This is a genomic window from Lysobacter sp. M15 (genome assembly GCF_022662515.1).
Taxonomy (GTDB): Bacteria; Pseudomonadota; Gammaproteobacteria; order Xanthomonadales; family Xanthomonadaceae; genus JAKPBU01.
Map to the genome: position 1 here is coordinate 445,293 of NZ_JAKPBV010000011.1, position 13,008 is coordinate 458,300.

Genomic DNA, 13,008 nt, shown 5'->3' on the forward strand with positions numbered 1-13,008 from the left:
GGCGAAGGTGAAGCGGAACCGCGGACGACTGCTGTTCGCGCGAGTCAGGTGGGCAGCACAACCTCGACCACGGTGCCGCCTCCTTCGCGATTGCGCAACAGCGCCCGGCCGCCGTGCAGGGCCGCCACTTCGCGCACGAAGCTCAAGCCCAGGCCACTGCTGCGCGCCTGGGTGCCGGGACGCGGCAGGGAATAGAAGCGTTCGAACACGCGCTCCACTGCATAGTCAGGCACGCCCGATCCGCGATCGGCGACGATGAAGACCATTCCGGCGTCCTGACGGCGCACGCTGGCTTCCACGCTGGTACCGCGGGCCGAGAAGTCGATGGCATTGTCGAGCAGGTTCACCAGCATCTGCCGCAGCAGGAATCTATCGCCCGACAGCGCAGGCATCCCTTCCTCCGCCTCGACAACCAGCTGCACGCCGGCCGCCTGCGCCTGCGACCGGACATCTTCCGCCGCCGCCTGTACCAGCGCGGCAGGATCGACCGGCTCGGGTTGCTCGATCCTTTGCCGGTGCTCCACGGCTGCCAGCGCCAGGAGCTTGTCGACCATCATGGTCAGGCGCTCGCTCTGCGCGCCGATGGCCTCGGCGAAGCGTCTGCGGTCTTGGTCGGGCAGCGGGGATTCCAGCAGCTCGGCCGAGGCGCGGATCGCGGCCAGCGGGCTCTTCAGTTCATGGGTCAGGGCATGCACGTACCGCTCGACGTACTGCTTGCCTTCCAGCCGGTCGCGCATGGTCTCCAGCGCGCGGCCGAGCGCGGCGAACTCGCCCGCGGATTGCGGCAGGGTCGTGCGTTCCCCGGCGGTCACTGCGTCTGCATAGCGGCGCAGTCCGCCAAGCTGGCGCGACAGCCACCACGCGGCGAGCAGGCCGATCAACAGGGCCACGCCCAGCAGCACGAAGCCCCAGCGCAGGATCACGCCCTGGCTACGGGCGATGAACGGCGCCATCGCACGGTTGGGCTTGGACACGGTCAGCACTCCGGCGATCCGGCCCTGCGCGTCGCGCACCGGTGCGGCCACGTACATCACCGACGTGCTGTCGTCGCCCGGTACCTCGCGCGTGGAGCGGGCGCCGTACTGGCCGCGCATGGTGCGATAGACATCATTCCAGCGCGAGTTGTCGCGCCCCAGTTCGCGTCCTGCGGAATCGAACACCACGATGCCGCGGGCATCGGTCACGGTGATGCGATAGCTCGCCTCGCGCTTGGGAAACCCCCAGATCTCCGCACCGATATCGCGGCCCTGCAGCGCGCGCACGCGCTGCGCGAAACGCCCGTTGTTCATGCGCCCCGCCAGCAGATCGTCGGCAGCCAGCTCGGCCAGGACGTTGGCGGTATCGGCCAGTGTGTCCTCCATCGCCTGGCGGACGCCCGGCTTGACCTGCTGCACGAACACGCGTCCCAGCAGCAGCGCCGCCAGCGCCACGATGACGAAATACCCGAGCAGGACCCGCAGACCGATCTTCATCGTCAGTCGACGTCGAGCGAATAGCCCACGCCGCGATGGGTGCGGATCGGGTCGCTGCCCGGGACGATCGCGCGCAGCTTGGCGCGCAGCGTCTTCACGTGGGTATCCACGGTTCGTTCCCCGCTCTCCAGCGCAGCCTCCCAGGCACGGTCCAGCAGCTGCGCGCGGCTCAGGATCGCACCTGGTCGCCGCAGCAACTCTGCCAGCAGGGCGTACTCGTACCGGGTCAGGTCCAGCGCCTGGCCGTCATAACGGATCCGATGCCCGTCCGGGTCCAGCTCGAAGCGGCCACGCGCCTGCGCCTGACCTTCGTTCGCATGCCGGCGCAGGCGCGCGCGCACCCGCGCCACCAGTTCGCGCGGCGAGAACGGCTTGCCGATATAGTCGTCGGCGCCCAGTTCCAGGCCCAGCACCCGGTCGACTTCGTCGTTGCGCGCGGTCAGGAAGATCAACGGCACCGCGGAGAAGGCGCGCAGGTCGCGGCACACATCGAAGCCGCTGCGGTCTGGCAGCCCCACGTCCAGCAGCACCAGGTCCACCCCGCCCTGCCGCAGGCGCGGCACCACCTCGCCGCCCAGCAGCACATGCTCGGCCGCATAGCCTTCGCCCCGCAGCGCATACAGCACCGTCGCGGCGATCGCGGACTCGTCTTCGGCGAGCAGGATGGTGGGCATGCGCAGGGCCGAACGGGCTTGCGGCTATTGTAGGAGCGCTTTGGCCAGGCCGAACCCATGAACTACCGCCATGCCTTCCACGCCGGCAACCACGCCGATGTGCTCAAGCACGTCGTGCTGCTGGCGTTGTGCGAGGCGCTGGTGGCCAAGCCCACGCCCTGCTTCGCGCTCGATACCCACGCCGGTCGCGGTCTATACGCGCTCGATGGCGAAACCGCCCGCCGCACCGCGGAGGCTGATGACGGCGTGTTTCGGCTGCTGGCGCGGCCGCAGCGCGACCCCTTGATCGCCCGCTACCTGCAAGCCGTGCGCGCTTGCCACGCCCTGCACGGGCCGCAGTCCTACCCAGGTTCGCCCTGGCTGCTGGCGCATGCGCTGCGCCCGCAAGATCGCATCGCGGTCTGCGAACTGCAGCCGGTGGAAGCAGCGCGGCTGAGGGCCAACTTCGCCGCCGATCCGCGCGTCACCGTGCACGAGCGCGACGGCTACGCCGCGCTGCGCGCGCTGCTGCCGCCGCGCGACGGCGCCACGCGGATCGGTCGCGGGCTCGTGCTCATCGATCCGCCCTACGAAGCGCAGCTGGCCGAACTCGACGCGGCGCGCCTGGCGCTGCGCGAAGGGCTGTCACGCTGGCCGCAGGGCATGTTCGCGCTCTGGTATCCGATCAAGCAGCGCCGGCTCCTGCGGCCGTTCCTGCGCAAGGCGGCCGGATTCGAATCGAAATCCACGTTGCTGGTGGAACTGCTGGTCCGCGCCGACGATTCGCCTCTACGGATGAACGGCAGCGGCCTGCTGTTGCTCAACCCGCCGTGGCGCTTCGCCCAGGCCATTGCACCGGCGCTCGAACAGCTGCGGGCGGCGCTTGGAGAAGCGGGCGCGTCGACGCGCGTGGAGTGGCTGCGCGAACCGGGGTGAAGCCGGGCGTGCGCGGACGTTGTGACAGAATCCGGCTTCACGCCACCTGCTGACTACCATGGCCTCGAGCTTCTTCGCCCTATTCGACGACATCGCCACGCTGCTCGACGACGTGTCGGTGATGACCAAGGTCGCCACCAAGAAGACGGCCGGCGTGCTGGGCGACGACCTGGCGCTGAATGCGCAGCAGGTCGCAGGGGTCGATCCGGACCGCGAGTTGCCGGTGGTCTGGGCCGTGGCCAAGGGCTCGCTGGTGAACAAGGCCATCCTGGTGCCGGCCGCGCTGGTCATCAGCGCGATCGCTCCCTGGGCGGTGGTGCCATTGATGATGATCGGTGGCGCCTACCTGTGCTACGAGGGCGTGGAGAAGCTTGCGCACAAATTCCTGCACAGCCGGGATGAAGATGTGCAACACCACGTCCAGCTGCTGGAGGCGGTGAAGGACGAGAAGATCGACCTGGTCAAGTTCGAAAAGGACAAAATCAAGGGTGCGATCCGCACCGATTTCATCCTCTCGGCCGAAATCATCGTGATCTCGCTCGGCACGGTTGCCGGGGTGCCGTTCCTGCAGCGCATCGCCGTGCTGGTGGCGATCGCGCTGATCATGACCGTGGGCGTTTACGGTCTGGTCGGAGGCATCGTCAAGCTGGATGATCTCGGCTTGCTGCTCACGCGCAAGCCCGATGCCTCCGCGCTGGCCCGTGGCACCGGACGCGCGATCCTGCGCGCTGCGCCCCTGTTGATGAAATTCCTGTCGGTGGCCGGAACGGCGGCGATGTTCCTGGTCGGCGGCGGGATCCTGGTGCACGGCATTCCGGCGCTGCACCACCTGATCGAACCGCTGGCAAACGCCAGCCTGGGCTGGCTCACCTCGAACCTGTTCAACGCCGTGGTCGGAATCGTGGCCGGCGCCATCGTGCTGTTCGTGGTGTCGATGATCGGAAAACTGCGCAAATCCAGACCCGCGGCCTCGGCATCCTGACCGGATCGCGCACCGGTCACGGCGCATTTTCACGCCGGGCGAGACCGATTTCATGCGAGCATAGTGCGCATGGCTGCACGCAACCGATTACCGCCATGGCACCAGGAACTGCGCCTGACCAACGGGCGCGAGGTGCTGATCCGGCCGATCCGGCCGGATGACGCGCTGCCGCTGCGTGCGGGTTTCGACCTGCTGCAGCCCGAGGAGGTACGGCACCGCTTCCTCTATGCGTTGAAGGAGCTCACGCAGGAGATGGCCGATCGCCTGTGCCGGCCAGATCCGCACACCGAGTTCGTGCTCGTGGCCGCCGAACCGCTGCCGCCGGGCGAAGCCCTGGTCGGCGCAGTCGCGCGCGCCGCGGTGATCCCCAACACGCGCAGTGCGGAGTTCGCGATCCTGGTGAGCCACTACATCGCCGAGATGGGCCTGGGCCGCCAGCTGATGCAGCGGCTGGTCCGCTGGGCCCGCGGCAAACGGCTGGACCATCTGTATGGCGATGTGCTCGAGCACAACCAGCCGATGCTGACCCTGGCCAAATCGCTTGGCTTCCGCCGCGAGCACGGCGACGCACCGGGGATGGTGCGGGTGGTGCTGGATCTGAAGAAGCGGGCCACACGGCCCGGCGAGCCGCCCGCAGCCGTGGAGAATTAGCACCTGCGGGTGCGATCCACTCCGTCGTCGCAACACCCTGCACGCTAGAATCCCGCCCCTTCGCGCCGGCCGTTTTCACGTTCCGGCGCTGCCCCTGTTTTCCGTGATTTCGCCCATGCCCGTCTTTCCCGTTCCTCCCCTCCCCAGGCCCGGACAGCAGCGCGCCTGGTGGCGTGCGCCCGCCTCGGCTTCCGCGCTGGCGTGGTCGATCGCGCGTGCCGCCAGCGCGCATGCGGGCACCCTGCTGGTGGTCGCCAGGGACAACCACGGGGCGCACCAGCTCGAATCGGATCTGCGCACCCTGCTCGGTGCCGACGGCGACGTGCCGGTGATCCCGTTCCCCGACTGGGAAACCCTGCCCTACGACCAGTTCAGCCCGCATCCGGACATCGTGTCGCAGCGCCTGGCCGCGTTGCACGGCCTGCCCACGCTCAAGCGCGCAATCGTGATCGTGCCGGTGCAGACGCTGATGCAGCGCCTGCCGCCGCTGCGCTACGTGATCGGCAGCAGCTTCGATGTCCGGGTCGGGCAAACGCTCGATCTGGATGCGGAAAAGCGCCGCCTGGAATCGGCCGGCTACCGCAACGTGCCGCAGGTCTTCGACCCAGGGGATTTCGCGGTGCGCGGCGGCCTGCTCGACGTCTATCCGATGGGCGCGGACAGGCCTTACCGGGTCGAGTTGCTGGACGATGCGATCGACTCGATCCGCGCGTTCGACCCGGAAAGCCAGCGTTCGCTCGACCGGACCGAGGCGGTCAGGATGCTGCCCGGGCGCGAGGTGCCGCTCGACGATGAGGCGCTCAAGCGCGCGATGGATGCCCTGCGCGATCGCTTCGACATCGACACCCGGCGCAGCGCGCTGTTCCAGGACCTCAAGGCCGGGCTGGCGCCGGCGGGCATCGAGTACTACCTGCCCATGTTCTTCGCCCAGACCGCAACTCTGTTCGACTACCTCGGCAAGGACGCGCTGCCGGTGCTGGCCGAAGGCGTGCACGAAGCGGCCGACCATTTCTGGCAGACCGTGGGCGAACGCTACGAACAGCGTCGCCACGACATCGAGCGTCCGCTGCTGCCCCCGGGCGAGTTGTACCTGTCACCAGACGCATTGCGCGAACGACTCAACCAGGGCAGCCGGATCGAAGTCTGCGACGCAGGCCATCCGCGCCGCGCCGACGCGCAGCCCCTGGGCGACCAGCCCGCACCCGACCTGCCCCTCGCCGCAAAGGATGCCGAGCCTGCCGCCGCGCTGAAGACGTTTCTGGCGAATTATCCGGGGCGGGTGCTGATCGCGGCGGACACCGCGGGGCGGCGCGAAGCCCTGCTGGAGGTATTGCAGGCAGCCGCCTTGCAGCCGGAAGTCCTGCCGGACTTTACGAGTTTCCTCGAAGCGTACACGCCCGCCAAAGGCCGGACCGCCGCCGACCCGCGCGGCTTCGCCATCGCGGTCGCCCCGCTCGACAATGGCTTCGCGCTCGACGATCCGCAGATCGCCGTCCTCACCGAACGCCAGCTGTTCCCGGAGCGCGCCGCGCAGCCGCGCCGGCGCAAGCGCGCGGGGCGCGAACCCGAAGCGATCATCCGCGACCTGGGCGAACTGAGCGAAGGCGCGCCGATCGTGCACGAGGATCATGGCGTCGGCCGCTATCGCGGGCTGATCACCCTGGACGCCGGCGGCCAGCCCGGCGAGTACCTCGACATCGAATACGCCAAGGGCGACCGGCTGTACGTGCCGGTCGGCCAGCTGCATCTGGTCAGCCGCTATTCCGGCGCATCGCCGGACACGGCGCCGCTGCACAGCCTCGGCGGAGAGCAGTGGACCAAGGCCAAGCGCAAGGCACAGGAAAAGGTGCGCGATGTGGCCGCCGAACTGCTCGAGATCCAGGCCAAGCGCCAGGCGCGCGCGGGCCTGGCGCTGGAAGTGGACCGTGCGCTGTACGAACCGTTTGCGGCCAGCTTCCCGTTCGAGGAAACGCCGGACCAGCACGCCGCGATCGAGGCGGTGATCCGCGACCTGGGCAGTGCGCAGCCCATGGACCGTGTGGTCTGCGGCGACGTCGGCTTCGGCAAGACCGAGGTCGCGGTGCGTGCGGCCTTCATCGCGGCGACCGCCGGCAAGCAGGTCGCGGTGCTGGTGCCGACCACGCTGCTCGCCGAGCAGCACTACCGCAACTTCCGCGACCGCTTCGCCGACTGGCCGCTGAAGGTCGAGGCGCTGTCGCGCTTCAAATCGGCCAAGGAGAACAAAGCCGAGCTCGAGCGCCTCGCCGAAGGCAAGATCGATGTCATCGTCGGCACCCATCGGCTGTTGCAGCAGGACGTGCGCTTCAAGGACCTGGGCCTGGTGATCGTGGACGAGGAACAGCGCTTCGGCGTGCGCCAGAAGGAGGCGCTCAAGGCGCTGCGCGCGAACGTGCACCTGCTCACGCTGACCGCCACCCCCATTCCGCGCACCCTCAACATGGCCATGGCCGGCCTGCGCGACCTGGCGATCATCGCCACGCCTCCCGCGCACCGGCTCGCGGTGCAGACCTTCGTGATGCCCTGGAACAGCGGTGTGCTCGGCGAGGCGTTCCAGCGCGAACTCGCGCGCGGCGGACAGGTGTATTTCCTGCACAACGACGTCGAAAGCATCGGCCGGATGCAGCGCGAACTGGCCGAGCTTGTGCCCGAGGCCAGGATCGGAATCGCCCACGGCCAGATGCCGGAGCGCGAACTCGAGCAGGTGATGCTGGATTTCCACAAGCAGCGCTTCAACGTGCTGCTGTGCTCGACCATCATCGAATCGGGCATCGACATCCCCAACGCCAACACCATCATCATCAACCGCGCCGACAAGTTCGGGCTGGCACAGTTGCACCAGCTGCGCGGACGTGTCGGCCGATCGCACCATCGCGCCTATGCCTACCTGGTGGTGCCGGATGCGCGCAGCATCACCGCCGATGCGCGCAAGCGGCTCGAGGCCATCGTGTCGATGGACGAACTCGGGGCAGGATTCACCCTGGCCACCCACGACCTGGAAATCCGCGGCGCGGGCGAACTGCTCGGCGAGGACCAGAGCGGGCAGATGACCGAGGTCGGCTTCAGCCTGTACACCGAACTGCTGGAACGCGCGGTGCGCTCGATCCGGCAGGGCAAGCTGCCCGATGTCGACGAGCCGCTGCATCGCGGCGCCGAAGTCGAGCTGGGCCTGCCTGCGCTGATCCCGGAGGACTACCTGCCCGACGTGCACGCGCGCCTGACCCTGTACAAGCGCATCAGCAGCGCACGCGACGCGGAAGAGCTGCGCGAGCTACAGGTCGAAATGATCGACCGCTTCGGCCTGCTGCCCGACCCGGTTAAGCACCTGTTCGCCATCGCCGAACTCAAACTGCAGGCCACCCGCCTTGGCATCCGCAAGCTGGCGCTGGGCCCGGCGGGCGGGCGCGTGCAGTTCGTCGAGAAGCCCGACGTCGACCCGATGTCGATCATCCGCATGATCCAGGGGCAGCCCAGGCACTACCAGATGGACGGCCCGGACAAGTTGCGGGTCAAACTGGACCTGCCCGACGCGGCGACCCGGTTCAATGCAGCACGAGGGTTGCTTACCACCTTGCGGCCTGCCGCCTGATGGCGCGATCGTCCGAAGCGACGGGCAACGTTCTCGATATCCTCTATTGTGCAGGATCGACTGCTCGACGACATCGCGGCAGTTCGAGCGTCTGCGCCTCTGAATGGAGCCAACCCATGCGCCTGTCCGCCCTGCTCGCCTGCCTCTGCCTGCTGCTGTCAACAGCGTGCGCTGCGCCGCAGGCAAGAGATGCGTCGGTCGCCTTCGTCGTGGTCCGGCATGCGGAGAAGGCCAAGGATGATCCGCGCGACCCGTCGCTGAGCGAAGCCGGACAGGAACGCGCACGGGCACTGGCGCGAAATCTCCAGGACCAGCCAATCGTGGCCGCCTATGCGACCCAATACCGTCGCACCCGCCAGACCGCGCAGCCTGCAGCGGACGCGCACGGCGTCACCGTGATCGCCTACGACGCCGACTTTCCGGCGAGCGCTTTGGCGGCGCAGCTGCGCCGCGATCATGCTTCGGGCACCGTGCTGGTGGTCGGCCACAGCAATACCGTTCCCGACATCGTCGCGGCACTGTGCGGCTGCGCGGTGTCGCCGCTCGCCGAGAGCGACTATGGCGACCTGTATCGGGTCACGAACGCCGCCGGCGCAACCCCTCAATTGACCCATGAGCATTTCTGAGTCGACATGACCGGGCAATCCAGTTCCTGGAACGGCGACGTAGCCGCCGCGCGTGCGCTCCAGGCCGAACTGGCGTCGCGCGTCCTGGTCCGCGACAGTTTTGTCAGACCGCTGCGCACCGTCGCAGGTTGCGATGTCCGCTTCGAGGACCAGGGCACCACCGGCCATGCAACGGTCGTGGTGCTGGACGCGGACACATTGGAACCGATCGAGCAGCGCGTGGCGCGCATGGCCGCGACGTGGCCCTACGTTCCAGGCCTACTGAGTTTTCGTGTGCTTCCGATGCTGCTGGCGGCGTTCTCGCAGCTGTCGCGCGCACCTGACCTGCTGCTCGTTCCGGGGAACGGCATCGCCCACCCGTGCAGGTTTGGCATCGCAGCGCACCTGGGCGTTGCCACCGGCCTGCCCAGCATCGGTGTTGCCCGACATGTCCTGACCGGCACCAACGCGACGCAGCTGCACGAAATGCGCGGCGCCTTCGTGCCGCTGCGCCAGGGGCGCGAACAGATCGGCTGGCTGCTACGCAGCAAGGTCGGGGCCGATCCGCTGGTCGTGTCGCCGGGACATCGCGTGGCGATGGCCTCGACTGCGGAACTGGTGATGCGCTTCGTGACCGGCTTCCGCCTGCCCGAACCGATACGGCTCGCAGTCCAGCCCGACGCGCGCGACGACTGAGCTCACAACTGGCGCGTCGGGATCGCGCCGCGCCTCGCGTCCTGCGCATCGCGCTGCGACTGCTCGACCTGGCGTTGTTGTTCCTGCGTCCGCTGCGCCTGCAGTTGCTGGGCTTCGATGACCCGGTCGCCGTGGGGCTGCACCGCCTCGGCATGCGCGACGTAGCCGCGCATCGCCGGATCCACCGCGTGCCGGTCGACGAAGAAGTAGCCGGCACCATCGTCGCTCGCGACGACACGGTCGATGCGCGCCAGTCCGACCGCCGCCGCCTGCAGCGCGATCGCCAGCGCGACCCGCTCGAGTTCGCGGCGATCCTTGAATCGCTGCGGACCCAGCAATTCCAGCCCCTGCAGGGCCTGCTGGTAGAACGCATGGTGCGGATTTGCCGGATCCGAGATCAGCAGCGTGTCCTGGTCCTTCTGCAACGGGTCTATGGTGGCGACCTCCGCGGGCTTCGCGGCTTCGGCGGCCGCGCGCGCGGCGGCGATCGCTGGGTCGATACCGGTAGTCATCGCATGCTCCTTGCCGATGGTCGCCGCGAGCATAGGCGATGCGGCGTTGGGAATCCGTTGCGTCCCATGCCTGCGCATGCACCCGGCGTTCATGCGAATGCGTTTAGATATCGGCACCCGGCAAGGAGCGCACCGATGCGGAATATCGTTTCGAGCAGCATCACGCTATCGGCCCTGCTGCCGCTGTCGCTGGCCGCCTGCGCCAGCGTCGCCGGCAGCAATGAGACCGCGATCAGCGACGGAGTGGATTTCCGCATGCAGGTCGGCCAGGCCGTCACCCTGGCCGACCGCAGCCGCCTGCGCTACCTGCGTGTGGTCAACGATTCACGCTGCCCGCCGGGCGTGCATTGCGTCTGGGCCGGCGACGCGATCGTGGCCTTCGAGTGGTCGCCCTCCGGCGAAGCGGCACAGGGATTCGAACTGCACACCGGGCTCGAGCCGCGGTCGCATGCGATCGGTGCACGCCGACTCGTGCTGAAGTCGCTCGAACGCGGCCCCGACCCGGCCGCGAACCTGCGGGTGGAAACCGGTCCATAGCGGGACGGTTCCCGGCATCGCAGCAGGCTGGCAGCGGCTCGCACCCGCATGGGGCGGTCCGCTGCAGGAGCGGAAAAGCGCGTTGCGCCGGTGCGGCCCCGGGCGCCGGCAATGCGTGACATCCTGCGGTCTATCGCACCTGACGGACCGGACATGCCACTGATCATCGCTCCACGCGTCCACGACCTGGGCGGCTTCCAGGTTCGTCGTGCCGTACCCAGCATCCAGGCGCGCAGCGTCGGACCCTTCGTCTTCGTCGACCATATGGGTCCGGCGATCTTCGAACCCGGACGCGGCATCGACGTGCGCCCGCATCCGCATATCGGCCTGGCCACGGTGACCTTTCTCTGGGCCGGGACCATCCACCATCGGGACACGCTGGGCAGCGCCCAGGACATTTCCCCGGGCGACGTGAACTGGATGACCGCCGGTCGCGGCATCGCCCATTCCGAACGCACACCGCAAGCGCTACGCGCCAATGAGCAGCCCTTGCACGGCATGCAGACCTGGGTGGCGCTGCCGAAGGCGCACGAGGAGGCCGAACCGGCGTTCCACCACCACCCAGCCGCGACCCTGCCCGAGCGCGAGCATCGCGGCGCGCGCGTACGCGTGATCGCCGGTCGAGGCTTCGGCATGGCCTCGCCGGTGCGGGTCTTCGCCGATACCTACAACGTCGCCCTCGACCTGCAGGCCGGGGCGGAACTGGAGATCCCGGACGACGCCGTCGAGCGCGCGCTCTATGTGCTGGAGGGCGAGGCCCAGCTCGACGGCGCGGATCTGCCGGCGAAGCATCTGATCGTGCTCGATCGCGGCAGCACCGCGAGGTTGCGGGCGAAGACGCCGCTCAAGGCCATGCTGCTGGGCGGCGAGCCGCTGGATGCACCGCGACACCTGTGGTGGAACTTCGTCTCGAGTTCGCGCGAGCGCATCGAACAGGCCAAGGCCGATTGGGAAACAGGGCGTTTCGGGTTGATCCCCGGCGACAGCGAGGAACGCATTCCATTGCCTGAAAGGTGAACCCGGTCACGGAAGTTTCGGACCTGGCGTCGCAAGATCTGTTGCACGGCAGCATGCCGTTCAGGGGGACAACTCATGAGCAACCTTTACCGGGTGGCATTGGCCATCCTTGTCTTGGCGCCGGGGGCGGCCTTCGCACAATCGCCGGCGAGCTGCCCGAGCCTGCCGGCCGACACCGGCCTGACCTGGGAGCAACTCGATGGACCGGGCTTCGTGTTCTGCCGGGCGCTCCGGGGCGATGGCAGCGAGGCGTTTGCGGTCACGATCTCCGACAGCAGCCCGTTCGAGCCCAATCGCCGCAATCGCGCCGAGCCCACGAGCATCGCCGGGCACCAGGGCCACTGGTACCGTAGCGAAATCGCCGGGCAGGACGTGATCGCGCGCGAAACGCTGGTCGAGGTGGATGGCGGGAAGGTCGCCCACATCAGCCTGCGCGCCGCGGACGAAACCCAGAAGGCGCAGGCCATGCAGCAAGCCCATGCGCTGCGCTTCGAAGACGCGCGGCTGAGCAGCAACTGAGTCCCGGCACGGCGGTCTTTAACGGGATGCAAACACTTCCCCGGGCGCTCTGACCGAGCATTCGCGGCGGCCCGACGACGGGCCGCAACCTGGGGAAGGGACATGAGCAAGCGACTCGTCGCCGAGTTTCTCGGCACGTTCTGGCTGGTGCTGGGCGGCTGCGGCAGCGCCGTCCTGGCGGCGAATTTCGGTGGCGAGGGCAACCCGCTGGGCATCGGCCTGCTCGGCGTCTCGCTGGCGTTCGGCCTGACGGTACTCACCGGAGCCTACGCGTTCGGTCATATTTCCGGGGGCCATTTCAATCCCGCGGTCAGCTTCGGCCTGTGGGCCGGCGGCCGCTTCCCGCTCAAGGATCTGCTGCCCTACGTGGTCGCGCAGGTGCTCGGAGCGGCGCTGGCCGGGTTCGTCCTGTTCCAGATCGCCAGCGGCGCAGCGGGCTTCGTGATCGATCCGGCCGCGGCCGGGGTCTTCGCCACCAACGGGTTCGATGCGCGATCTCCGGGCGGCTACTCGATGCACGCCGCATTGATCAGCGAGGTGGTGCTGACCGCGATGTTCCTGGTGGTGATCATGGGTGCCACCCACCGTCGCGCACCGGCAGGCTTCGCGCCGATCGCGATCGGTCTGGCGCTTACCCTGATCCACCTGATCAGCATTCCGGTAACCAACACCTCGGTGAATCCGGCGCGCTCCACCGGTGTGGCGCTGTTCGCGGGCGGCGGCGCGCTGGCACAGCTGTGGCTGTTCTGGGTGGCGCCGATCGTGGGCGGCCTGGTTGGCGGCGCGCTGTACCGCTGGCTCGCGCCGGAACGCGACTGAAG

General features: G+C 68.4%; 13 protein-coding genes. 10 read left to right on the forward strand and 3 right to left on the reverse strand.

Annotated elements, in window-relative coordinates; genetic code table 11:
* Positions 1-44 precede the first annotated feature (44 nt).
* Both creC and creB read right to left on the reverse strand, forming a co-directional pair.
* Positions 45-1,472: a two-component system sensor histidine kinase CreC gene (creC, locus tag MC380_RS10650; RefSeq protein WP_242164651.1), complete on the reverse strand. Its 1,428-nt coding sequence runs from the start codon at positions 1,470-1,472 to the stop codon at positions 45-47.
* Positions 1,473-1,474: 2 nt separating this feature from the next.
* A complete protein-coding gene (gene creB / locus MC380_RS10655) occupies positions 1,475-2,146 on the reverse strand; it encodes a two-component system response regulator CreB (RefSeq protein ID WP_277929910.1) in 672 nt (223 codons plus the stop codon).
* A 57-nt stretch (positions 2,147-2,203) separates the two neighbouring features.
* Between creB and rlmJ the strand changes: the two genes are divergently transcribed.
* The 6 genes from rlmJ (at position 2,204) to nfi (ending at position 9,602) form a co-directional block, all read left to right on the forward strand.
* A complete protein-coding gene (gene rlmJ / locus MC380_RS10660) occupies positions 2,204-3,061 on the forward strand; it encodes a 23S rRNA (adenine(2030)-N(6))-methyltransferase RlmJ (protein WP_242103307.1) in 858 nt (285 codons plus the stop codon).
* 58 nt (positions 3,062-3,119) lie between these two features.
* Entirely contained in the window at positions 3,120-4,043 is a 924-nt protein-coding gene (locus MC380_RS10665; RefSeq protein ID WP_242103306.1) for a DUF808 domain-containing protein, read from the forward strand.
* 69 nt (positions 4,044-4,112) lie between these two features.
* On the forward strand, positions 4,113-4,694 hold the full coding sequence (locus MC380_RS10670) for a GNAT family N-acetyltransferase (RefSeq protein WP_242103305.1): 582 nt from the start codon (positions 4,113-4,115) through the stop codon (positions 4,692-4,694).
* Positions 4,695-4,809: 115 nt separating this feature from the next.
* Positions 4,810-8,301 (forward strand): transcription-repair coupling factor, encoded by a 3,492-nt coding sequence (gene mfd, locus MC380_RS10675; protein WP_242103304.1) that lies wholly within the window; start codon positions 4,810-4,812, stop codon positions 8,299-8,301.
* A 116-nt stretch (positions 8,302-8,417) separates the two neighbouring features.
* Positions 8,418-8,927 carry a phosphoglycerate mutase family protein gene (locus tag MC380_RS10680; RefSeq protein ID WP_242164652.1) on the forward strand — a complete coding sequence of 170 codons (510 nt, stop codon included), beginning with the start codon at positions 8,418-8,420 and terminating at the stop codon, positions 8,925-8,927.
* A 6-nt stretch (positions 8,928-8,933) separates the two neighbouring features.
* The gene (nfi, locus tag MC380_RS10685) at positions 8,934-9,602 is read left to right on the forward strand and encodes a deoxyribonuclease V (protein WP_242164653.1); all 669 of its coding nucleotides are present in this window, start codon (positions 8,934-8,936) and stop codon (positions 9,600-9,602) included.
* 2 nt (positions 9,603-9,604) lie between these two features.
* Here the strand turns inward: nfi and MC380_RS10690 are convergent, their stop codons facing one another.
* On the reverse strand, positions 9,605-10,114 hold the full coding sequence (locus MC380_RS10690) for an XVIPCD domain-containing protein (protein ID WP_242164654.1): 510 nt from the start codon (positions 10,112-10,114) through the stop codon (positions 9,605-9,607).
* A 135-nt stretch (positions 10,115-10,249) separates the two neighbouring features.
* On the opposite strand from MC380_RS10690, the gene MC380_RS10695 reads away from it, so the two are divergent.
* From MC380_RS10695 to aqpZ, 4 genes are all read left to right on the forward strand, one after another.
* Complete coding sequence (locus tag MC380_RS10695; RefSeq protein ID WP_242103299.1) at positions 10,250-10,651, forward strand: hypothetical protein; 402 nt, start codon at positions 10,250-10,252, stop codon at positions 10,649-10,651.
* Positions 10,652-10,804: 153 nt separating this feature from the next.
* Positions 10,805-11,668: a pirin family protein gene (locus MC380_RS10700; RefSeq protein ID WP_242103298.1), complete on the forward strand. Its 864-nt coding sequence runs from the start codon at positions 10,805-10,807 to the stop codon at positions 11,666-11,668.
* 75 nt (positions 11,669-11,743) lie between these two features.
* Positions 11,744-12,187 (forward strand): hypothetical protein, encoded by a 444-nt coding sequence (locus MC380_RS10705; RefSeq protein WP_242164655.1) that lies wholly within the window; start codon positions 11,744-11,746, stop codon positions 12,185-12,187.
* Positions 12,188-12,289: 102 nt separating this feature from the next.
* Positions 12,290-13,006, forward strand: a complete 717-nt coding sequence (aqpZ, locus tag MC380_RS10710; RefSeq protein ID WP_242103296.1) for an aquaporin Z — start codon at positions 12,290-12,292, stop codon at positions 13,004-13,006.
* Positions 13,007-13,008: the final 2 nt, after the last annotated feature.